Source organism: Rhodopirellula halodulae (genome assembly GCF_020966775.1).
Classification (GTDB): domain Bacteria; phylum Planctomycetota; class Planctomycetia; order Pirellulales; family Pirellulaceae; genus Rhodopirellula; species Rhodopirellula halodulae.
On the sequence record NZ_JAJKFV010000029.1, the window covers coordinates 2285826 to 2307497 of the forward strand.

Below are 21672 nucleotides of genomic sequence, written 5' to 3' on the forward strand. Positions count from 1 at the left end.
ATCGGGGATCGTTTCGACTAAGACTCGAGGGAAGCCGGTGCGTAGCAACAATTGTACCGGACGAAAGCCGATTCCGAGCCAGTTTAGGACCGTGATAAGCGTTGTCAATCAAGCCGAAGATCAACGCACGTTGCCGGGACGAGAACGCGTTTACGTGGGCTGGTTTGGGTGACTTTTCCGCCTGTTTCGAGTCCCATCGACTGATGCATCCATGGGGGCGCACTGAAGGGGCGACTTGGAAGCGTTTTGCTTGGTTCCCCGCAGGTCAGCTTGGTCATTTGGCGACCATCGTCGGTTAAAGACTCAAACGCAGTCGGCAAGCATGGTCCACCATTAGAACTCACGGAATTCCGACGCGATCCGGCGAAATTTCGCGGACACAGCGTGAGCAGGCGACGAGTTGTCGTCAAACCGGATGGCAGGATCGCCTTCGGTGAGTTGTCGAACGCAGGCCGTCAGTTGCTCTTTTGCCACCGGCTTTCTCAGGTAGGCGCTTCCACCCAGTGTTTCAACCATTCGGTGGATTTCGCCGTCCTCCAGACTGCTGGAAACGATGACCGGGGTGGACGCAACTGCTGGATCCGCATCGGTGCGGATGGTTTGTAATAAATGCAAACCACTGAGGTGCGGCATATCGATGTCAGCGATGATCAAATCCGCCGCATCACGCCGCAACGCGGTCAGTGCAGTCGCACCACAGGATGCGTGCACGACCATGTATCCAAGCTCTTTCATCCACTTCCCAAGCTGTTCACGAATGACGCGGACGTCGTCTGCTATCACGCACCGAAGCGAATGTTCGGCCGGAGATGTGGGGTTCAATGGCATAATGTCTCGTGTGGGGAATCGTGGTTCCGCGTCGGAATGCGAAACGTGTGCCAATCGAACGAGTCGCGTGCGTTCTGAGATGAATTGGCGTGGAAGAAGCCTCATGGTTCGCGAAACGGGGATTCATTTGCCCGCAACTGAATCTTGGGTGCTGTTTTGAAAGAGGTGTTGTGAACGCTTCGCGACAAAACGCAAGAGGCAATCGCGTAACAAACCGGATAGATCAACGAGATCCCAAGCAGCCACGGTGGCGGAAGCGGATAGTCCCAAGTCATGCCGAGCAAGGTCAATGACCACAAGGCAGCACCGATGAGGACCCACCCTCGATGACGCTGCGGAGCCAGGTTGGGATAGATCATGCGAATCGGTGAGACCGTCAGCACGGTCAAGCAACCCAGCAAGCATGCGACGGACCAAGGTCCCGCCCACTGAAACAGGATGCCGGCGTAGAACACCGCGATGTTCCAATAGGATGGAAAGCCACGAAAGAAGCCGTTTGCTTCATCCTTGGCGTCGCGGTGAGCGAATCCAAGCAAACTGGCGCCCATCGCCAAGGTGGTTGTCCATCCCAAACCCGCGGGCAACCAATCCATCCGCCAAACCAACAACAGAGGGATGAAAGCAAACGTCAAATAGTCCAGCAGATCATCGATCGTCCGGCCGTCGATGGATGCCGCGAATCGTTTGACATGGAAGCGGCGAGCCAGAGGACCATCGATCGCATCAATGACGGTCGTCACCAGTAAGTAGAGAAACACCACACGAGGATCACAATCTGGTTGCATGATCTCGTGCATCGCTAAAGCGGCGGGCACGATGCCCGACGCGGTTAGCAAATGGACGCAGTACGCCAGAGCCTGCTGGCGAGGCCTCGGTGTGCCGACGACGTCGACATCATCAGATGCGTTGTCGATCACGGCTGCACGGCCGGACTTCGATGGGGAGTCGGTTCCGAAGCCTGCTCTACCAATTCGGCTTCCGCGGCTCGTTCTAGTTTCTCCTTCGCGTCTTCTTCATCCGTCGACTTTTGTTCCAACGGTTCGTGCTCCCTTTGCATGGACGGTTGCAGTTGCAGGTCAATTAATATCGGAAAGTGGTCCGATCCAACGTGCTCGAGTCGTCGAATTTCACGAATTGCGAAATGGTCGGAATGAAAGACGTGGTCCAATGGGAATCGCATCCACCAGCGATCGGCATGGAACGAATTGAAGAAGCCTCGTCCACGGCGAGGATCCAGCAGGCGACTCAAACGTAAAAACAATCGCGTCGATGGTGACCAAGCGACATCGTTCAGATCACCGCCGATGACGATCGGACGGTGGTCTTCGGCAAGCTCCTTGCCCCACAGCACCAACTCGGCGTCTCGTGCGGTCGAGTCATTGTCACGAATGGGTTCCGGTGGGCGTGGGTGAACACCGATGACACGAATGAGTTCACCACTTTCCAGCTCGATCATGGCATCGATCGATGGGATGTCATCCTGGACGCGAAAACGAATCGCGTGTTTCTCGATCGGCAATCGAGACAGCATCGCCATGCCGTACCAGTTGTCTTGCGGGTAAACGATTTGGTTCGGTAGGTCGGCTTTTAAACTTTCAATCGCTGGAAGCCAGTCTTCGCTGATCTCCGCCGCGATGACCATATCGGCATCGGCTTCCTTCACGACTCGCGTCCATGTTTCGTATTTGTCGTTCTCCATCTCAACGTTGGTGACCAGCAAGCGAAGTCGGCGCTGGGACGCATGGTTGGACGTCGCCTGAGTCGATTTCCAGGCGGCCACTTGAGGCTTCGTCAGTGGCGTGTAAGGGATGATTCGAAAGAGATGCCAAAGCGAAATGGTCACGCCAAGTGCCGCGATCACCCACAAGTTCCAACGCATTGCCGCATCGGAATGATTCATCCAGACGAAGATGGCAGTGGCCGCGACGGTGACCAGCACCAATTGGAACCGAGGAAAGTCCCAGCCTCGAATGAACCAGTGTGGGTGCGAGCTGAGCGGAGCAAGCGAACCAAAGATGAGCACCGCAAACAACAGGTAGATCGCAACATTCAACGCGGTCTGCATCGGATCATCCTAGGTGTTTGTGGCATCGAAAAAGAGAGGATTGGGGCACTACGAGCCCGAGTTGGTCAGTTGTTATCCGTCCGGAAACGATCGGCTCCGAAAACATTGGATAGCAGTGTCGGGTCGATTCCTTCGTCATCACAGGCGTGAATCACGCTGACATCTCCCGTCGTTTCAAAAACCACAGCTTTGACGTCGCTAAGACGCCTAGTGTTGGCTTCCCGGAGTTTGCCCATCAGGTCGCTGACCGTCAGATTAGATTTCTTCAGATTGTCGTGGAGGATCTCGCTGCCGTGCATCAACAAAACCGGTTGGTTGTCGATGCAGCGACTGACTTGGGAAGATTTTCGGCGGGCGAATGCGATGGCCCACTGAATAACGAACAATGCGAGCAACGCCAAGCCACCCGCGAAAAGTGTTGGCGACGGTTGAGAGATGGTCGCACCCAAGATCGAACCTGTCGCAATGGTCATTGCGAAATCAGGGGCGGACATTTTCGAAAAGCTCCGCAGTCCGGTGATGCGTGTGTAAAGAAGAACGGCAGCGTAGGCACCAAATGCCGTTATCAAGATGCCGACGACTTCTTTCGTGGAAATGTCAATCCATTTCTCGAACATTAGTTAACAGTTGCTGGAGTGTTCATGTTAGTGGATGGAATGAGCAAAACCTAAAAAGAGAGGCGACGGGTCGGAGTTAACTTCCGGCCATGTCGCCTTCTCAAGTCAGAACGTTCGATGTCGATCAGAGAACGACAATCAAAGCGTGAATGATTCCGACGATCCAGAATCCAACCAAGGTCAAGACGACGTTGAGTAGAAACTGTCCGCCCATGCCTTTGTCCATGAAGACAGCCAGTGGTGGCAATAAGATCGCCAGAACGACTTTCAGAATCGTGTTTTCGTTGCGAATTGCGGTGGTCATTTCATTTCCTCAATGGTTTGCAGGTGGTGATCAGAAAAACGCGTCAGCGTGAGATCACTCGTCGGCTGGAAGGTCGACGTCAATGTCTGGCGTCTTGATGGTTTTCTCTTCGGTGGTGACATCCACATCCGGAACTTCAACCTGGGTCTCTTCCATCTTCATGTCGACTTCTGGTGCATCGACGTCGTAGCCAGGAAGTTGGCCAGGATCGCCTTCAACATTGACGTCCACATCGGGCAGCTCGCCTTCGCGAGTTTGTTCCACGTCACAACCAACGGTTGCGAAGGCAAGTGACAGCGACAGCACGGTCATTGAGAATGTCTTATTCATCGTTCTTTCTTTGTAAGTTTCGTCAGTGACGTGCGGCGGTCGCTGACGTCGTTGTTGTTTGATGGCCGCGGTAGAACAAGCTGGCAAACCCCGTGCCAGAGCATTTGGACGCGGAAGAAAGAACGCTATGTCAGAGCGTTTGTAGATTGAATCTGCCAAGAAAACTCGCGGATCGGGACATGGTTGCCCTTCGCGTTCTGTTTTGCGGTCAGCGAGATGCTGTTGGAGCGATCGAGGCGAATGTGGATCGCCCGGCGACTCTATGAAAGAGGGGCGAGGCTAAGAAAGGAGCTCGACGGCATCGGCAAATGCGATTGCGGGCTGAACGCTGGGCTTCGATTGATCCGCGTGGACGAGAAGCGTCCTTGCATGAAGACCAAGTTGAAAGAGTTTGCGTTGCGGGTCACCGCGAATGCTGAGTGGTTGACTGTTGATCGGTCAGGACGCGCGGACACCGACCAGTCCGTAGGAAGCGTGCTTCTGCTCAGCGGAGTGAATGGGACGATACAGCGTCAGTGGGGTTCGCTTCCGATGCATGTGCTCAGTTGCGAATTCGGCCGTCGTGTTCGTGTGCTAGAGGTCGTCTAGCAATCTGGTTTGGCAGCGACATGAACCGAAGCAGCGGCACCGCGACCTTGCCGCGCGGGGGCTTCTGAGCTCGCTTGGGTGAGTTCGCGTTCGATCAACTCGCCCCGAGTGATCTTCACGTCGTTGGGAGCATCGATTGCAATGGAGACTCGATTGCCGCTGATCTTGGTGACTCGTACGACAATGTTGTCGCCAATGACCAGTTGCTCATCCACTTTTCGGCTCAAAACCAACATCGTTTTCTTCCTTGCAACGAGAATGACTGTTCGGACGGGTTCCAACCAGGCAAATTGCGTTCCCAATTGCGATCGTTTTGATACCGCAATGGCGGACTTGAGCGAAAGTACGCTGAATCTTCAAGTTAATTCCACTTTGAGGGATACCGAGAGTGGGCAGGTGTTCACAGGTCTCTGTGGTCGGAAATGATTCAGTTGGTGCGCGATCGACCGCTTTAGTGGTGCGGTACTGCTCAGTTGCCGTCCATTAACGGTCCATCATGTTCCCCAGCGGAATCGCAGATTTTTGCGAGCTTGTTCAGTTTCGAATGTCTGGCACGAAGGTTGCGTCTCCTTCAGTTGAGCCTCGCAGATTGGGGCGTACTCACACGAAGGATAAACGAAATGTCGAATGAGACAGGTATTGTCGAAGAAACGAAGAAGGCTGTCGCAGATAACGAACGTCCGTTGGGCGAACACGCTCCTGGCACACCGTTCATGTTGGTCGCGTTGAGCTACCTCGCGGTGCTGGCCGCCGTCGCTGGCGTTGTGGCACTGATCATGTGGGCCGGCAACTGACCGGCCCGCTTCGGGGCGGTGTGGCAGCAGTTCGCGCGGTCCCTGCCGTCTAGGTTCGTTTAGTTCGCTTCTGTCGAGCGAAAGCAGTCACGCGGTTCATGGGTGATTCACGGACTGGCGGCGAGTGCCTGGATCTCCACCATCAATTGTTCCAGCTTCGGTGATACCGAACGATGGGCAACCTTTGCCGTGTCCGTGTCTTCATTGCGGGCCGCGTCAATGAACGGTTGGAGTTCGTTGACGGGGGCGCCACTTTCAAAGGTGCTCAGCAGTCCTTTCAGTGCGTGGCCTGTTCTCGCCGCCTCGGTCAAGTTTCCGTTTTCGACGGAGCTTTGAACCTGCTTCAGCATTGGTGGGCCGTCTTCAGCCGCGATATTCGCGAGCATCACGAGCATTTCTTCGTCACCAGCGACACGTTGGAGAGCTTCTGCGAAACGTTGGCGTTGATCTTCTGTCATGGGAGTTCATGCGGGAAGAAAGCGATTCTTCCCGCGAGAGTTGTGAGATGGGATGAGGTGGGAAATCCGCCGACATGTTTTATTGACGTGAGGCAAATGACGATCGGCGGTGCATCGAGAAGAAATCTTGGTCCAGACGACTCAAGATTTCACAGCGACATCGCTCTTCAACACAATGTTGTATGTGTTGATCCGGTCACGAAGTTTGCCGCGTGTGATGCCAAGGATTTCGGCGGCTTGGCTTTGATTGCCATCCGTCGCTTGCAGCACTTGCAGGATCACGAAACGCTCCATGTACTCCATGGCTTCCCCATAAACGTCGGTCGACTTTTCGTCGAGCAAACGTTGCACCAACTGAGGCAGTTGACTGCCGGGTGCGTTCGCTTCGGCTTCTTGTGATGCGGAACCTCCATCACTGGAATCCGTCTTTCCCTTGCCGCCGACAATCGCGTCAGGAAGCACATCGGGTGTGATGACGGGCATCACCGTGTCCAATACACAGCGACGAATCACTGCGCGCAATTGACGAACGTTGCCAGGCCAATCGTAGGAGGTCAGTAATTCGACCGCCTCTGGCGACAGGCCTTCCAAATCCGGTTTGTTGAATTCCTGTTTGGCTTGCGCCAAGAAGAATCGAATTAACGCTGGCACGTCACTCAGACGATCGCGAAGAGGCGGAAGCTCAATCGTCACGCCGTTCAGGCGATAGAGCAAATCCTCGCGGTAGTCACCGTCTTCGACCATTTGTTCCAAAGGTCGGTTCGTTGCGGCGATGATCCGCACGTCAGTCTTCAGTTCCTTGTTGCCGCCGACACGTTCGAAGCGTTGCTCCTGCAACACCCGCAAGACTTTGGCTTGGACGGTTGGTGCCATGTCACCGATTTCGTCGAGGAACAACGTGCCGCCGTTGCACTGTTCGAACTTACCGATGCGACGTGATTCGGCACCGGTGAAGGCACCTTTCTCGTGACCGAACAGTTCGCTCTCCAGCAAATTGTCTGGTAACGCCGCGCAGTTAACCGCCAGGAAGGTCTCGTCGCTGCGATGACTGTATTGGAACAACGCACGAGCCACTAATTCTTTGCCCGTTCCGCTTTCGCCGCGAACGAGAATAGGCACGTCTTGCTTCGCAACTTTGCCGACTGCTTTGAAAACGTCCAGCATGACTGGCGATCGACCGATGAAAAGCTCGGCGGAATTGCCGTCGCCTTCCGCGTCGGCTGAGATCGCAACTGGAACGCTGCTAATTTGGCGTTGCTCAATCGCCTTTTCGACCAAATCACGAAGCGATTCGACGTTCAGCGGTTTGGCGATGTAATCGAACGCTCCCAGCTGCATCGCTTCGATTGCAGTCTTGCTGGCGGCTTCCACCGTCATGAAGATGACCGGGATTCGTCGATCGTGCTCACGGATTTCGCAGTAAACCGCCAATCCGTTCTGATCGGGAAGCTGAATGTCGAGCAGAACCGCGTCGAATTCTTGGCTGCGAAGCAACTCCAAGCCGTCCGCCGCATTCGCCGCGACCGAGATATCCGCGATGGGAGCCAAGGCTTTCTCGGCGAGGGCCAAAATCGTTCGGTCGTCATCAATGACGAGAAGATTAGGCATGGATTTGGACCATTTCGAACGAGGTGCGGGTTGGCTGCCCGTATCGTGCGGGGAAGCTTCGGTTGCGGTGCCTGCTGGCATAAGAGATCACCTGGGCGGTTGTAGATTATCGTGTTCAAAATCGTTTGTCGATCAGTTTGGTTGATCGCCGAGCAATTTCTGGGCCAACTTTCACGCCGGAATCACGTTGGGCACGGTTTCCGCGACGACCTGCGTCACGATGTTGGACAAATCAGAACCACGTCGCTGACGATCGGCACCCGTTCCATCGCTCAAAAGGCGGTTGGCAAAGTGCTCCACCGGCCCGGCTTCCCCGGTGGCTTTGAGTGCGGGAGCCAGCACGTCCATGGTTCGATCCAGCAGTTCACCGGCCGGGACTTTCTCACACGATTCCGCGTCGACCAGATCCTCTGTCATTCCATATCGAGCCGAATGCCAGATGGCGTAGGAGAGGACCGACGGCCGAATCGGTTGGAAATCGATCGCTTGTCGTTCCGCGTCCATCGCGTGCATGACGATGGCGCGAATCAGGCCGACATAACCGACGGTCTCTTCGACCTTGGTCATGACATCGGCGGCTCGAAATTCGATCGTGGGAACGCGGGTCGGCAGTCGAATGTCCCAGTACAGAAAGCTCTCGTCCTTGATCGCACCGCTGCGAATCAGTTGATCGACGCAGTCTTGGTAATCGCTGAGCGAATCAAAGTGCGCCGGCGGGCCCGCCATCGGCCACTGCGCCCACAACTCGCGACGATAGCTCGCGTAACCGGTGTCGACGCCATTCCAGAAAGGCGAGTTCGCGGTGATGGCTTGCAGGATGGGCAGCCAACGACGGCAACGATTCATCACCCGTATCCCGAGGTCTTGATCATCCATTGCAACATGAACATGACAGCCGAAGATAAACAGGTCACGAGCGATCTGTTGATACCGATCCGTCATCGCTTGGTAGCGGTCTTTGGGTGTCAACGCGTCGTCTTCTGGAACGGGGAGCGGGTTGGTGCCGGCGGCCGCCAGTTCAGACTCGTTGGTGCGTGCCGCGTCGACCAGCATCAGCCTGGTTTGGTTCAGCGTGTCTCGGACTTGTTCCAACGATTCGCAAACCTCCGAAGCCATCTCGATTTGATTCAAATGCAACTCGTGTTGAATCTCTGAGTGAGCCTTCTCCTCACCGCCGCTGCGACGAATGGTTTGCATCACCTGTTTGCAATTGGGAATCAAGGATCCGTCTTTCGGATCGACCAATTGATACTCTTCTTCGACGCCGACCGTGGGAATGACGTAGTTCATCGGATCTCCAATCAGGAAGCTCGCCGCCGATTGGAAACCGGACGCGGCATGGGCAAGGGGAAAAAAATAGAAGCGAAGTCGAAAACAACCATTCGCGGTTATTGGTCTTGGCAGTCACCGCTGGTCCGACGGATGGCCGCGAGAGCAAGCACGCTGGCGCCGATCGGCAGTGACGATTCGTCGATGTCGAACTTAGGCGTGTGGAGTGGTTCGCTCCCCAAGTCGATGCCGGCGACTCCCAGTCGAAACATCGCGGCGGGAACTTGTTGAGCGATGAAAGAAAAGTCTTCGGCGCCCATGCTGGGTTGAGCGATGTCGCGAACGTTGCTTTCGCCGAGGAGTTCTTGTCCAGCGTTCCGCAAGCAACGGGAGATTTGCGGGTCGTTGATCACGGGCGGTGTGTGTTGACCGAAGTCCAAATCGATCCGGCAATGATGCATCGTGGCGATGGAACGCGAAATTTCGGCCATCATGTCTTTGGCTTGTTGAGCACTCTCGTTGGAAAGCGTTCGCAGAGTTCCGTGCATGGTTGCGGTGGAGGGCACCACGTTCGCCGCGTTGCCTGAATGGATGCTGCCGACGTTCAAGACAACCGCATCGCGGGCGTCTGTCGAGCGAGGCACGCGTCGGTACACATCCATGACCCATTGCGCGGCGGCTCCGACCAGATCGCCGGTGAGGTGAGGGCGAGCCCCGTGTCCGCCCTGCCCTGACATCTCCACCTGAAACACATCGCAACCCGCCGTGAAAGCACCTTCGCGCACGCCGATCGTGCCGACGGGACGAGTCGGATCAACGTGCAAGGCGATGGCGGAGTGGACGCCTTGAAGAGCACCGGAGCGGATCATGTGCAAACCGCCGCGGCTAGTTTCCTCCTCCGGTTGGAAGATGATCCGCGCGTTGACCGGGACGCCTTCGTTTGCCATCTCATTCAAGATGACCGCGGCACCATAAGCCATCGCGGCGTGGGCGTCGTGACCACAGGCGTGCATGACTTGGTCGGTACCGCTTGCATATTCGTGCTGCACCGAAGTCTGAATCGGCAAAGCATCCACGTCGGCGCGAATCGCGGTGCGTCCCAAGTCCTTTTCTGGACCAATGTCAACGAAGAGTCCTCGGGAATCTTCGGCGATGGTTGGTTCCAACCCGAGGTCGCGAATGATCTCTCCCAGAAACTCCGTCGTTCGGTACTCGTAGCCGGACAATTCGGGATAGCGGTGCAGGTAACGACGTACCTCCCGCATCTTGATTGCCCCCGACCGAGCGAGCTTGGAAACGCGATCGGAGATTGCTTCGCCGGTGATCATGGGGTCGACCGAAACGAGCGGTAAGCACTGGACGATGCTCGTCGCGATGCGATGCGAGCGGCGCCAACGATGGCTCCGGAGACGGCACCCCACAACAACGCCTCCCGCCAAGCCACTTCGTGTGAAGTTGGGTTCTTCGGCGGGTCACGTTTGAGCGCGGCTCGCCAACCATATTGCAAACCTTGTCGGACCAGAAAGGTGCAGCCAATCGCGGTGGCAAATGCCAGCATGTTTTCACCTTGGCCGATGCCAGCGTTACGGCCGTCGGCTTCGGCACTTCCGCCGTCATGATCCGAGTCTAAGAAGTCGGTTGCACGGTCCTTAAGTTGTTCGAGTTGTTCTTGCATCAGTTCGTTCCTTTGCGAAAAAGGGAGCAACCGTCACCGATTGCTCCCGTGTGGAAGGCTCCTGCGATAGAGCGTTTAAAAGTGCGGATGTTCTCCGCGTCTGACGTCGGGATCAGGGCTTGAGTTTCCAACCCACCAAAACGCCAATTCCAAACGCCCAACATGCAGCGACGTCTGGGTTGTCCTTGGCGTACGACTTCATCAGTCCGAAGATGTCTTGCGCGGGTTCACGCACGTAGTGCTGAGCCGCGTCACGGCTGAACTCGACCGCACTGTGGCTGACTCGGTCGGCAGCCTCGCGAGCATGTTGTGACATGCCGTTGGCTTCACTGTTACTCGACGAGGTGCCGGTTGGATTGCTTTGCGATGTTTGCTTTGTCGATGTATCTGTCATGGGTCATTACCTTTGAGAGAGAGGGGAAACAGGATCTGGCGTGTAGTACCGTTGCGACGATCCGTGCGTTTGGAACGATTCGCGACGAAGTTGATTGCGAGCCGACGTGGACGGCGACAACATGGTTGCTTTCAGCCATCGGACGTTCTCGGCAAGCTCCGATTTGGTCTCGCTCATCGCTTGTGCCGCGGCCTGCACTGCCTTGGCGGCAATGAACAGGAACACGCCAACGACGGCGAAGAACACGACGGCAACGATCGATAACGAGGCCCCGGTGGAGAGCTCAGAAAACTCGCCCAAAACGAATCCGAGGCCGATCATCAAAACGGTCAACGCCGATCCCGCCAGGGCCATCGAAACCACAGAAAAGATCACCGCGGTTGTCAGCTTTCGCTTGGCGGCTTGAGCGTCGACCGACAGCAACTGCATTTGCAGTTCGCAAAGATCGAGCACGTCACGCAGAACGTTTTGGATACTGGAATTGGAAGACATGGGATTCTCTATGGGCGGCGTTTCACCAACCAACCCAAAGCGATGCCCACGGCTCCGGCGGCGACCAACGATGCGGCTGGATACTTAGCAACGGAGCAGCGAACCACGTCGAGTTTGGTCGATGATGGATCGTCGGACTCTTGTTCCGGGATGGAGTGCACCGAGACCATCTGAATGCGTCGCGGTGGTTGTGAATGAGCGGGAGCAATCATGAGTTTCGTTGGGTCAAAAGGCGGCTGAGTTGATTGGCCGCGACGGATCCGGCCTGACGCAGTGCAAGTGTCATCACGGTTCCCGCGATACCAGCCACCAACCCCTTCTTGGCTGGCTCGGGAGTGGATTGACCGGACTGCGAAGGCGTTTCACGAATGATGATTCGCTCGGGCGTTCGTTTGTGAGGAACGACCAAGTAACCCAAGATCGCGGCGCCGGCCAGCAACGGCAGTGGATGCCGCTTCATGTGGTACTTCCAATCCGTCAACTGTTTCACTCGCACGCGAGCGTCGTCGACTTCGTAAGGAAGTTCGGTGCGGATCTCGGCCATTCGCTGTTTGATCGCGGCGGCCTGTTTTTCGGTAGCAAGTGTCGTTGCCATGATCACTTCTTGTTGCCGAAGAACAGCAATGCACCTGCGGCGATTCCCAGCCCAAATGCGATGGCCAGAGATTCGCCAGGTCGCGTGCGGACCGTGTCAGCCAACTTTTGACCGTACTCGCCCGATCGCGATGCGAAGCGTTCGTAGTTCTGACGTGCGTAGGCTGCAGCATCCGCAGCGGCTGCCTGTGCGGCGTCCGAATATTGCTGAACGGTCTCCGAGGCTTGATCGCCGAAGTTGCGATTCAACACCCCGTCGAGGAACTTCTCGATTTCGTTTTGTGTTGCACCGGTCTTTTGTTGAACGACGCCTACCAACTGCTCGGCGGATCCGCGAGCTTGTTGGAGGTCATCTTCGGTCAACTGTCCCCAGTGCTCTTTCAGGCGACCTTTGACTTCGTTCCAGTGTCCCTGCAATTCTTGTCGGTTAACCATCGTTGGCTCTCCCATTGATTGAGTGTTCGGTGTTGTGACGCCGATTCGCCAAGCAAGCTTTGGAAGCTGCATCGAAAGGATGTTGTCGCGGTCGGCGGAGGCTTTCGTTCTGAAAGCGTTGGAACAACAGACGCACATGGCGGGCCAATTCCGAAACGTGGTCCGCAAAATTTCTCGCACGAACAAAGTTCTGTCGAAAACCGTCAGCGGCGGCGTTTGATTCTCATCAGTTATTCACGACAGGGCCGTCGATCCGCGTTTCGGGGGTGCAAATGGCTGCGTCTGCGTGTGAGTTGCGACCAGCTTGGTTGATCGTCGATCAAATGCTTCGGAAATGCACATTGAATGACCATCGCGAACTTTCAAACTCAGCTCGCGCGTCATCAGCGGTATGGCGATTGCGTTCCAGCAGAGTGAACGAATAGCCGGTTAGCACTGTGAACGCACAGCCGTCCGCCAAGTGTCCGGCAGTCAATTCTGATGATCAATCAAAGCACAGGGTCAAACCCCAAGGAAAGAATGATGAAACGCAAATTCTCGATCGCCACTGTTCCAGCCATCGCCGCATTGTGTCTGGCTCTGTTCGGCCTGACGCCGTTCGGCCTGGCTTCGCTATCCGCTGAGGAGCACACCGGATCTCTCAAGCAACGTTTGATGGGAGTGTGGGAGGTGGAGGAAGGTGTGAATCAAGGCGAAGAAATTCCGGAGAAGGAATTGGAAGGCACGGTCATGAAAATCGAAAAGAACGTGATCATCACCTACGACAAAGACCAACGTGAGGTGTATCGAGCCATGTTCACGCTGGACGAGACCAAGAAGCCTGTTCACATCGACATGATGACTGAGATGAAGGGCATGCCGCCGATGAAGTCCTTGGGCATCATCAAGATCGAAGACGGCGACGAGTTCGAGTTGTGCTACGCCCTTCCCGGTGCGGAACGTCCCACCAAATTCAAGTCCACCAAGGAAAACAAGACGATGCTGTTCGAAGCTGAACGTGAAGACTGATTCGAGTCGGATCGCAAACGAGCACATCAGCAGACGATCAACGAAAGGAACGAGAAGATGAAACAGCAATGTTTAGTCGCGGAATTCGCGAATCGTGAAAAGCTCGCCATTGCACTTGAGGCACTCGGCAAAGACGGCTATTCACCGCAAGACTACAGCGTTGTCACCGCGTCCGATTCAGCCAATGAACTGAACGGAGGCGACGGCGGCATCGCGGACTCGCCGCCCAGCGAGAAAACAACCGGAGCGGCGACGCTCGCTGGTGGTGCCATCGGAGCGTTGCTGGCTGCACCCACGATGATTGGACCGTTCTTAGTCGCGGGGCCCATCGCGGGAATGGCCGCGGGCGCTGTGGGCGGTGGCCTGCTGGCTTCTGTGAAGAGCTGGGGTTTAGACGACAAAGCTTCCGCCAGCTACGAAAAGAACCTGCAAGCAGGATCGTCGTTGGTCGTCATCGAGGGAGACAATCCCAAGCTGAATGCCGCGGCACAAACCCTGCAAACCTGCGACCCAGTCTCCGTCGATCGCTACCAGGCCTAGTTGCCGATTCGATATTTGCCGACGTGAAACGTCAGCGAGTGGAGGGCCCAAATGCTTGGGGTTCACTCGCTGGCGTTTTTTGCTGTCTGGCCATCATTGCTTCGGCAAATTCTCGATTTGGTTCAGGAACGTGATGGCGGCTTTTTCGTGCCAGCGTTCTCGGTGTTGATCGAAGACGCCGGTGTGGCCACGTCGCTAAGCGTCGGCTGATACGCTATCGATCTCGTTCGTATCTCGGTGAATTTCGCTCAGCGTGGTACCGTTTTGGTCTTTCCATTCAACCCAACCGTTTGCGCTCGCCCCCAACACAACACCGGCAGCAGCGCTTGGTGACGAAAATAAAAAGTCTTGCAAGTAGTGATAGACGCCACCACGTTCCTCCAAGACCCCTGACTCAACCATTCGTTGGCGTTGCGATCGAACAGATTCGGGAGCTGTCGGCGTTTGTCCGGTGCGGGAACGGCTTCCCTCCATCACGACGAACCCATCCTCAACCAATTCGCCAGATGCATCGCATCCACGGGACCGAATAAAGAACAGAGGTGTTTGGCCGACTGTCTTCGATACGGGTTCGAAAACCGGGTAGCCGAGCGTTGAAACTAAAGTGTTGATGGTTTCAAACACGTCCAGCAGTTCCGCTTCCATGGGTTCGGGAACGTAAGTCGAGTCGTCAGGTACTTGGCCATTGTCGAGCGCATAACGATTGACCTCTTTTGCTCTCTGCATGCAGTACCATTCCAAATATCGAATATGGGCTTGCGTGAAGTTTTGAGTCTTGGACACACAGAAAACCGCCGTCTTCCAAAAGGTCTTGGTCTTGTTGTGACTATCGAATCGCTTGCGGGCGTCTTCTGTTTGGCCGATATAGACGATCGGTTTCGCGCCCTCTTCGTCTTCTCCGAACAAGAAGTAGATTCCCGGTAGATCGAGTTCCTTGCGCTGCTTGCCTTGAGCAAGATCGCTGCGAGGAATTAAAACGGCCTGAACAATACGCGTCGTAATTTCCGCAATGCGGATTCCACGTGGCTCGCCCGTGGGCAAATAGATTTGAATGGTCTTGGCGGTCGGCGTCGTCATTGCATTCTCTCTACTGCGATACGAAGGCCTGGAGCATATCGCAGTCGTGCAGACTTTGGTAGACTTGGAGATGCGAGGTTGATCCGAACAACACAACGGGAGTCGCTAGATGCCAAAGCTAAGTGAGTACGTGAAAACGGCCGAAGCAGCAGAGATCCTCGGCGTAGCGCAAAACACGCTTCGCAAGTGGGCTGAGAGCGGTGACATTCCCATGCGACGCAACCCAGCAAACGGATACCGGTTGTTCAAGAAATCGGACCTGGAGCAGTTCTTAAAACAGCTCGACCAACCAACAACTATCAAGCGTCCTAAGTAGCAGAAAATCACTTGAGAGGTGTCCTACACAACGTGCGTCCTTGCAAACGGCCGGTTCTTGTTAGACGTGACGCTGAAAATTCCGCGTCCAAACGAACTAACGGCGATCGCCAAAGTTCTCTCCGACATGGACGCCGAGATAGTCGCCTTGAAGCGACTCCGCGAAAAGACGGTCATGCTCAAGCAGGGGATGATGCAGGAGCTGCTCACCGCAAAAACGAGGTTGATATGAGTGACAAGCAAGAACTGATGCTCATCGAATCAACGCTGCTGCCTGAAATCCGGCAGCTCATTGACCAGTCACGGCAGCGTGCAGCAGTTGCCGTCAACGCGGAGCTGACCATGCTTTACTGGGACGTCGGGAGTGCGATCAGCGAGATGCTTGGTGGTCAGCGAGCTGAGTATGGCCGTGAAATTGTCACTCAGCTCGCCAACGTTCTGACCGCTGAATACGGTCGCAAATGGGGCGTGTCTACCCTTCGACATTGTCTTCGCGCCGTCGAGGCTTTTCCGGACCGTGAGATTGTGTACGCACTGCGTACACAGTTGAGCTGGACCCATTTGAGAAAGATCATTTTCATCGAGGATCCGCTCAAACGCGAGTTTTACACGGAAATGTGCCGTTTGGAAGGCTGGTCGACGCGGCAGCTCAACGAGCGGATCCAGTCGATGCTCTATGAACGGACGGCAATCTCGAAGAAGCCGGAAAAGACAATCCAGAGCGATCTGGAGATCCTTCGTGCTGACGGAAAAGTGTCTGCTGATCTTGCGTTTCGTGATCCCTACGTGCTGGACTTCTTGGGGCTCGCCGACACCTACAGCGAAAACGACCTGGAATCGTCCATACTGGCCGAATTGCAATGCTTCATTACCGAGCTGGGCACCGATTTCGCCTTCATCGCTCGACAGAAACGAATTGTGATCGATGATCGGGATTACTACATCGACCTGCTGTTCTTTCACCGCAGACTCAAGTGTTTGGTCGCCATCGACCTGAAGATCGGTGAATTCGAAGCCGGGTTCAAAGGCCAGATGGAGCTGTATCTCCGCTACTTGGAGAAACACGAGCGTGTGGAGGGAGAGAATCTGCCGGTCGGACTGATTCTATGCAGTGGGAAAAACGAAGAACACGTCGAACTTTTACGACTGGATGAAGCGAATATCCGCGTGGCCGAATACATGACCCAGCTACCAAGTCCAGAATTGTTGCGGCAAAAGCTACACGAATCGATCGAACGCGCCCGAGCCAAGGCCCTCATGGATCAGGAAGACGCCAGCGATGCCTGAACAGTCGCAATCAGAACGACAAACCTAAATTGGGGTGGCCAAACGCTTCACGGACAAATCACACCACAAGTACCTGGGCTATCGGCATCTCTGAGACTGGAGCAAGCGAGAAAACAATTGCCCCATCGAGACGAAGTACTTGAAGGAAAACTTGGTCGAGCGTGGTAAATCCGACGTTCAGATCTAGGTCGGCTTCGGCGAATTCTCTATTTGGTCTAGGAACGTGATGGCGGCTTTTTCGTGCCAGCGTTCTCGGTGTTGATCGAGGAAGCCGGTGTGGCCGCCGGATTCGCACAGCAGCGGGTATAGGTTGTCGTTTTGCGACCACTCGACATCGCGGAAAACATTCGCATCCACGACCGGATCGTCGTTGGCATGAAGCAACAACGTGGGCGTTCGGATTTGATCCAACGTGTCGATGGCCGAATTCTCGGCGTAGTATTCCTCCGCTCCTGAGTATCCGAATCGCGGTGCGGTGAAACGATCGTCCAGTTCCCAAACGCTTGTGACGTGATTCAGGATGTCTCGTTCGGCGTCAGTTAGCTTTGCGTTGCTGCGCAGCAATTCATCGCGTTGCTTGTGAAGCAGGTATTGGTCGAACGGACGATTCGCACCGGTTTGCAGATTTCGAGACGTGATTTCCATGTCGATCGGTGCCGAAACACTGATGGCTGCTTTGAGATCACTCTGCTCGCCTTCTTCGGCCAGATACTTCAGTAGAAGGTTGGCTCCCAGTGAGAACGCGACGCTGGCCAGGCCGTTTCGAGTCCACTCTGGTCGTTCAGCTTTCAGGTGTTCAATCAGATGGCAAACATCGGCGGTCAAACCTGGATGGTGATAGCGTCTGCACTTGGATGCTGACTGCCCCGCACCGCGGTGGTTCCACAGCAGAGCGTCGTATCCGTTGTGGTTGAGTCGTTCAGCCATCGATCGCATGTAACGACTGAGAGCGTGACCACCCATGCCATGGAACACCAGAACCAATGGTCGCGAACTTGATTGGGCGTCCGAGTCGTTGCGGTCTGTGGCGGGAAAGTAGTGGCCGCTCATCTCATCCGGCGGCGTGTGATCGTCGGGAACGGAAATCGAAACCGCGTCGTCTCGGGTGTCCAGCGAGAGTTCAGGCTTCATCCATTTGACGCTGATTGTTTGCAACCAACCGCCTCGGCAAAGTGGATGTGGTTGAAATGGATCGATGCCATCAATGCGTTCAGCAGCGTCGCTCTTGATCGAAAGGGATTCGGTCGTGAGATCGGACATGGCGATGTTTCCGCGTGCGATGAAGAGGATTGGCCGTCGCGATAACAAGAAGCGAATTGCACGCCAAACGGGATTGGCGCGGAGTTTGCGAGGATCCCCTCAGGTCTCCAAACCCTCGAAAAATTCCGTCTCAACTGGAACACAATCATGAAACGTTTTCTGGCATTCACGTTCGTTGCGATCAGTGTCGCAACTTGGACCTCGCTCCCAATCACCGCCGATGACGGTTTGTTCGATACCGACGGAGCCGCCACGGCGACCGGCGACATTTTAGAATCGCAGGGCGACCTTGCCGAAGGTTTGGGACGCGGCGCCGCATTGCGTTCGTTGTCTGCCGTTCGATTGCAGGAAGCCATCGACAAACAACTGGAAAACCGACGCGAATCAGTGGAGCTGTATTACGACCTGAAGCAACTTCGCGAAGAGCAATTGGAAAAGGACCGTCTGTCAGCATCAGAACGAATGAAGATTGCCAACTCGAAGAAGCCCGATCGCTTGAGTGACAATCAGATCCAACGTGACTCGGGCAAGATCTACTGGCCCGAGCCCTTGGACAGCCCCGTGTTGGAGCCGTACCGTCGTCCGATCGAAAAGACTCTGGCAAAACGCAGCAACCCAGAAGCCGACTACAGCGAATTCGACTTCATCAAGGTTCACCGCATGGTCAAGCGAATCGAAGAAGCAATCGAGTCGATTCGTGATGAATTGGACACGCGTGAATTGGTGGCTTTGAAGGACTACCTGGTCCAGATTGATTACGAAGCCCGGTTCGACAGCAAGAACAACCGAGTCGATTTCTAATCACCGGTTGTTCTGTTCGTTGTTTGCCCCTCGTGCTCTGCAGTTCGCGGGTCACGTCTGAATCAACAGTGGGACCTTTGAACGAGTTCCCTGTTGTCTTTCCGTGGCATGCATTCTTTGCTTTGTTCTGCCACTCTCTACTCGCTCCGCATCTCTTCTTTCGCACTGCCCATGTTGTTTGAGCAATCACGTCCGACCATTCGCACTCATCTTGTGTTCTGCGTTTGGGTGTTGGTTTGCCTGTTGTGCTCCGTCGGAGTGCTATCGGCACAGGACGAAACGCCCACCGCGGAAGAAGTGGCAGCGGAGGTCACCGGTGCCGAGGCAGGCGATTCGGCGAAGGATGTCCAAATCGCGGATGAAGTCCAAGTCGAACCGGTCAATAGCGACGAGAAGATAGAAAATCGATTGACAGAAATCATGCGCGCGACGGGTTGGTTCACGGACCCAGAAGTCAAAGTGGATCGCGGTGTGGCCTTCCTATCGGGAACCGTCGACACCAAAGCACATCGAGAATGGGCAGAAGCAACCGCGATCAAAACATCGGACGTGGTGGCCGTGGTCAATCGTCTGTCGGTCGCTGAACCACCGCTTTGGAACTTCGCACCGGCGATCGCTTCGCTGAAACAGCTCGGCCGAGAAACGACGGGCGTCTTGCCGTTGGTGATCGTTGGTATCGCCGTGACGGTGCTGTTCTACATGCTGGCAATCGCCGGCGCTCGAATGACTCGCTGGCTTTCGCGAAACCGGATCGACAGTGCCTTGTTGCGTCAGGTCGTTGGCAACGTCGTTGGCGTGTTGATCTTTATCATTGGGATCTACATCGCGCTGCGTGTGTCGGGGCTGACGCGATTGGCCGTGACCGTGCTGGGCGGTACCGGGTTGGTGGGTCTGGCTCTCGGTTTCGCGTTCCGAGACATTGCGGAAAACTATCTTGCTAGCATTTTGCTATCGCTGAACCATCCGTTCCGCGTGGGTGACCTGATCGAGGTGGAAGGTGCAAAAGGGTTTGTCCGCAAGGTGACGACTCGCGGGACGGTTCTGAACACGCTGGAGGGCAACCAGATCCAGATGCCCAACAGCACGGTCTACAAAGGCAAAATCATCAACTACACCGCAACGCCGCTGAGCCGGCAGGACTTCGCGATTGGAATTGGTTTTGAAGACTCGATCGCGGAAGCGCAAGAAATTGTCATGGAGGTTTTGACGGAGCACGTCGGCGTGGTTTCTGATCCCGCACCTATCGCAATTGTTGAATCGCTCGGGTCGGCGACCGTGAATCTTCGCGTTTACTACTGGTTCGATCAAACCAGTCACTCGCCGTTGAAAGTCAGCAGCAGTGTCATTCGTTTGGTCAAACAACGATTGACCGACGCGGAAATCACGATGCCGGATGAGGCTCGCGAATTGGTATTCCCGCAGGGCGTCCCCGTGCAATTGATGGAGCGTTCATCGAATGAGAACGAGGGCAGCCTAGCCGGCATGGGTGGTGTTAACGAGACCTTGAATGGACGAGTGAAAAACAAACAAAAGACCAAGCCGGCTCGCGAACCGGAAACGTCCGTCGGAGAAGGCGACTTGAAGCCGGAACAGGACGACGTGCTGCGAGCGACGGAAGACGTCGATGACGAGGCGAATCTGATCGCATGAGAGCGTCTCTTCAACAATGGATTTATCGCATTCAAGGCAGCTACTGGTTCATCCCGTCTTTGATGGTGCTGACCGCGATCATGTTGTCGCAATTCACCATTTGGTTGGACCGGACGGTCGGGAGCGAGTGGTTGCAAGACTTCTGGTTTAGTTCGATGAACCAGCCGGACGGTGCTCGAGCGTTGTTGGCAACCGTGGCGGGATCGATGATCACCGTTGCCGGCGTGACGTTTTCGCTGACTATTTTGGCGGTGTCCCACGCGACCTCGCATTTTGGACCGCGGTTGCTTGACAATTTCATGCGGGATCGAGGCAACCAGGTCACGTTGGGGACATTTGTCGCGACCTTTTTGTATTGCTTGTTGGTGTTGAAAGTCGTTCGGGGCGGTTCCGTTCCTGAGGACGCAAGTGACGCCGTGGAGGCATTCGTGCCGCAGTTGTCGCTGCTGATTGGTTTGGTACTGACCATTCTCAGCGTGGCGGAACTGATCTACTTCATTCACCACGTTCCCGACAGCATTCACATCTCGACGGTGCTGCGACGATTGGCGACCGATATGTCGGCCAAGTTCGACGAGTTGTATCCGGAGACTTTGGGCGAAGGCATGTCCGACGTCGACAGCGTCCCGACGCTGATCGATGATTTCCTGCACACGGTTCGATCGGACGTCGCCGGGTATTTGCAGGGTGTCGATGAGGACGAATTGATGAGCTTCGCAAAGAAGCACGACGTGGTGGTCCGGCTGAAGAAACGCCCTGGTGACTTTGTGCGTCGAGACGAATTGATCGCCGAAGTTTCGCGGTGTGAGACTTGGAGCGACGAACGTGCCGACGAAGTGCGACACGGTTTCGCTTTTGGTTACACGCGAACGCCAACTCAAGATGTGTTTTTCATTCTAGACGAGTTCGTCGAGGTTGCTACCAGGGCGTTGTCACCGGGAGTGAATGACCCATTCACCGCGATGCAATGCATGGATTGGTTGTCGGACGGTTTGGTGCAACTTTCGAAACGAAAGATCCCGACTCGCTTTCGCATTGATGAGCAAGACGAATTGCGGATCATCACCACCAACGTGACTCGCGAGGACTTCGTTGAAGCAATGCTTCGGCAGTTGTTGCCTTATGTCAAAGAAGACCGAAACGCGAGCCAGTACTTCGTTCAGTCGATGCAGCAAGTTTTGGAAATCTCCAAAAGCCAGACACTGAACTCGTTGATCGAAGACGCCGTCGCCGAACTAGAAAACGCACGCAATGGCGAGTGTGAACGCTGATGGACGTGCGTT

General features: G+C 55.3%; 29 protein-coding genes. 10 read left to right on the forward strand and 19 right to left on the reverse strand.

Annotated elements, in window-relative coordinates; all coding sequences use genetic code 11:
• Positions 1-333 precede the first annotated feature (333 nt).
• The 6 genes from LOC70_RS21120 to LOC70_RS21145 all read right to left on the reverse strand — a co-directional run bounded on the left by LOC70_RS21120 (position 334) and on the right by LOC70_RS21145 (position 4144).
• Positions 334-783, reverse strand: a complete 450-nt coding sequence (locus LOC70_RS21120; RefSeq protein ID WP_230255952.1) for a response regulator — start codon at positions 781-783, stop codon at positions 334-336.
• A gap of 146 nt (positions 784-929) precedes the next feature.
• On the reverse strand, positions 930-1745 hold the full coding sequence (locus LOC70_RS21125; RefSeq protein ID WP_230255953.1) for a CDP-alcohol phosphatidyltransferase family protein: 816 nt from the start codon (positions 1743-1745) through the stop codon (positions 930-932).
• On the reverse strand, positions 1742-2893 hold the full coding sequence (locus LOC70_RS21130) for an endonuclease/exonuclease/phosphatase family protein (protein ID WP_230255954.1): 1152 nt from the start codon (positions 2891-2893) through the stop codon (positions 1742-1744). The genes LOC70_RS21125 and LOC70_RS21130 overlap by 4 nt, the downstream gene beginning before the upstream one ends.
• A 65-nt stretch (positions 2894-2958) precedes the next feature.
• Entirely contained in the window at positions 2959-3510 is a 552-nt protein-coding gene (locus LOC70_RS21135) for a DUF421 domain-containing protein (RefSeq protein WP_230255955.1), read from the reverse strand.
• Positions 3511-3634: 124 nt separating this feature from the next.
• The gene (locus tag LOC70_RS21140) at positions 3635-3814 is read right to left on the reverse strand and encodes a YqaE/Pmp3 family membrane protein (protein WP_230255956.1); all 180 of its coding nucleotides are present in this window, start codon (positions 3812-3814) and stop codon (positions 3635-3637) included.
• 54 nt (positions 3815-3868) lie between these two features.
• Entirely contained in the window at positions 3869-4144 is a 276-nt protein-coding gene (locus tag LOC70_RS21145; protein ID WP_230255957.1) for a hypothetical protein, read from the reverse strand.
• Positions 4145-4513: 369 nt separating this feature from the next.
• On the opposite strand from LOC70_RS21145, the gene LOC70_RS21150 reads away from it, so the two are divergent.
• Positions 4514-4732 (forward strand): hypothetical protein, encoded by a 219-nt coding sequence (locus LOC70_RS21150; RefSeq protein WP_230255958.1) that lies wholly within the window; start codon positions 4514-4516, stop codon positions 4730-4732.
• Here LOC70_RS21150 and LOC70_RS21155 read toward each other — a convergent pair.
• Positions 4729-4968, reverse strand: a complete 240-nt coding sequence (locus LOC70_RS21155) for a carbon storage regulator (RefSeq protein WP_230255959.1) — start codon at positions 4966-4968, stop codon at positions 4729-4731. The genes LOC70_RS21150 and LOC70_RS21155 overlap by 4 nt on opposite strands.
• 384 nt (positions 4969-5352) lie before the next feature.
• On the opposite strand from LOC70_RS21155, the gene LOC70_RS21160 reads away from it, so the two are divergent.
• Entirely contained in the window at positions 5353-5526 is a 174-nt protein-coding gene (locus LOC70_RS21160; RefSeq protein WP_230255960.1) for a hypothetical protein, read from the forward strand.
• Between the two features lie 107 nt (positions 5527-5633).
• Here the strand turns inward: LOC70_RS21160 and LOC70_RS21165 are convergent, their stop codons facing one another.
• The 10 genes from LOC70_RS21165 to LOC70_RS21210 all read right to left on the reverse strand — a co-directional run bounded on the left by LOC70_RS21165 (position 5634) and on the right by LOC70_RS21210 (position 12451).
• Positions 5634-5984 (reverse strand): hypothetical protein, encoded by a 351-nt coding sequence (locus LOC70_RS21165; RefSeq protein ID WP_230255961.1) that lies wholly within the window; start codon positions 5982-5984, stop codon positions 5634-5636.
• Positions 5985-6125: 141 nt separating this feature from the next.
• Positions 6126-7592 (reverse strand): sigma-54-dependent transcriptional regulator, encoded by a 1467-nt coding sequence (locus LOC70_RS21170; RefSeq protein ID WP_230255962.1) that lies wholly within the window; start codon positions 7590-7592, stop codon positions 6126-6128.
• A gap of 171 nt (positions 7593-7763) precedes the next feature.
• On the reverse strand, positions 7764-8882 hold the full coding sequence (locus tag LOC70_RS21175; protein ID WP_230255963.1) for a glutamate--cysteine ligase 2: 1119 nt from the start codon (positions 8880-8882) through the stop codon (positions 7764-7766).
• Between the two features lie 98 nt (positions 8883-8980).
• Positions 8981-10189 carry an amidohydrolase gene (locus tag LOC70_RS21180; RefSeq protein ID WP_230255964.1) on the reverse strand — a complete coding sequence of 403 codons (1209 nt, stop codon included), beginning with the start codon at positions 10187-10189 and terminating at the stop codon, positions 8981-8983.
• The gene (locus LOC70_RS21185) at positions 10186-10536 is read right to left on the reverse strand and encodes a DUF4235 domain-containing protein (RefSeq protein ID WP_230255965.1); all 351 of its coding nucleotides are present in this window, start codon (positions 10534-10536) and stop codon (positions 10186-10188) included. The genes LOC70_RS21180 and LOC70_RS21185 overlap by 4 nt, the downstream gene beginning before the upstream one ends.
• Before the next feature lie 112 nt (positions 10537-10648).
• The gene (locus LOC70_RS21190; protein WP_230255966.1) at positions 10649-10930 is read right to left on the reverse strand and encodes a hypothetical protein; all 282 of its coding nucleotides are present in this window, start codon (positions 10928-10930) and stop codon (positions 10649-10651) included.
• Between the two features lie 6 nt (positions 10931-10936).
• The gene (locus LOC70_RS21195) at positions 10937-11422 is read right to left on the reverse strand and encodes a phage holin family protein (RefSeq protein ID WP_230255967.1); all 486 of its coding nucleotides are present in this window, start codon (positions 11420-11422) and stop codon (positions 10937-10939) included.
• 8 nt (positions 11423-11430) lie between these two features.
• The gene (locus LOC70_RS21200; protein ID WP_230255968.1) at positions 11431-11634 is read right to left on the reverse strand and encodes a hypothetical protein; all 204 of its coding nucleotides are present in this window, start codon (positions 11632-11634) and stop codon (positions 11431-11433) included.
• Positions 11631-12017, reverse strand: a complete 387-nt coding sequence (locus LOC70_RS21205) for a hypothetical protein (protein WP_230255969.1) — start codon at positions 12015-12017, stop codon at positions 11631-11633. The genes LOC70_RS21200 and LOC70_RS21205 overlap by 4 nt, the downstream gene beginning before the upstream one ends.
• 2 nt (positions 12018-12019) lie before the next feature.
• The gene (locus LOC70_RS21210; protein WP_230255970.1) at positions 12020-12451 is read right to left on the reverse strand and encodes a CsbD family protein; all 432 of its coding nucleotides are present in this window, start codon (positions 12449-12451) and stop codon (positions 12020-12022) included.
• 519 nt (positions 12452-12970) lie between these two features.
• Between LOC70_RS21210 and LOC70_RS21215 the strand changes: the two genes are divergently transcribed.
• Both LOC70_RS21215 and LOC70_RS21220 read left to right on the forward strand, forming a co-directional pair.
• Positions 12971-13459: a TIGR03067 domain-containing protein gene (locus tag LOC70_RS21215; RefSeq protein ID WP_230255971.1), complete on the forward strand. Its 489-nt coding sequence runs from the start codon at positions 12971-12973 to the stop codon at positions 13457-13459.
• Positions 13460-13516: 57 nt separating this feature from the next.
• The gene (locus LOC70_RS21220) at positions 13517-13999 is read left to right on the forward strand and encodes a DUF1269 domain-containing protein (protein ID WP_230255972.1); all 483 of its coding nucleotides are present in this window, start codon (positions 13517-13519) and stop codon (positions 13997-13999) included.
• A gap of 195 nt (positions 14000-14194) precedes the next feature.
• On the opposite strand, the gene LOC70_RS21225 is transcribed toward LOC70_RS21220, so the two are convergent.
• Positions 14195-15076, reverse strand: a complete 882-nt coding sequence (locus LOC70_RS21225; protein ID WP_230255973.1) for a GIY-YIG nuclease family protein — start codon at positions 15074-15076, stop codon at positions 14195-14197.
• A 109-nt stretch (positions 15077-15185) separates the two neighbouring features.
• Between LOC70_RS21225 and LOC70_RS21230 the strand changes: the two genes are divergently transcribed.
• The 3 genes from LOC70_RS21230 (at position 15186) to LOC70_RS21240 (ending at position 16678) form a co-directional block, all read left to right on the forward strand.
• Entirely contained in the window at positions 15186-15392 is a 207-nt protein-coding gene (locus tag LOC70_RS21230) for a MerR family transcriptional regulator (protein WP_230255974.1), read from the forward strand.
• A gap of 66 nt (positions 15393-15458) precedes the next feature.
• Entirely contained in the window at positions 15459-15623 is a 165-nt protein-coding gene (locus LOC70_RS21235; RefSeq protein ID WP_230255975.1) for a hypothetical protein, read from the forward strand.
• Positions 15620-16678, forward strand: coding sequence for a PDDEXK nuclease domain-containing protein (locus LOC70_RS21240; RefSeq protein WP_230255976.1), 1059 nt, complete (start codon positions 15620-15622; stop codon positions 16676-16678). The genes LOC70_RS21235 and LOC70_RS21240 overlap by 4 nt, the downstream gene beginning before the upstream one ends.
• 183 nt (positions 16679-16861) lie before the next feature.
• Here LOC70_RS21240 and LOC70_RS21245 read toward each other — a convergent pair whose 3' ends face one another.
• Positions 16862-17938, reverse strand: coding sequence for a YheT family hydrolase (locus tag LOC70_RS21245; protein WP_230255977.1), 1077 nt, complete (start codon positions 17936-17938; stop codon positions 16862-16864).
• 147 nt (positions 17939-18085) lie between these two features.
• Here LOC70_RS21245 and LOC70_RS21250 point away from each other — a divergent pair, with 147 nt between their 5' ends.
• From LOC70_RS21250 to LOC70_RS21260, 3 genes are all read left to right on the forward strand, one after another.
• Entirely contained in the window at positions 18086-18739 is a 654-nt protein-coding gene (locus LOC70_RS21250) for a hypothetical protein (protein ID WP_230255978.1), read from the forward strand.
• A gap of 117 nt (positions 18740-18856) precedes the next feature.
• Positions 18857-20389, forward strand: a complete 1533-nt coding sequence (locus LOC70_RS21255; protein ID WP_230255979.1) for a mechanosensitive ion channel family protein — start codon at positions 18857-18859, stop codon at positions 20387-20389.
• A complete protein-coding gene (locus LOC70_RS21260; RefSeq protein ID WP_230255980.1) occupies positions 20386-21660 on the forward strand; it encodes a DUF2254 domain-containing protein in 1275 nt (424 codons plus the stop codon). Before LOC70_RS21255 ends, LOC70_RS21260 begins: the two co-directional genes overlap by 4 nt.
• Positions 21661-21672 lie beyond the last annotated feature (12 nt).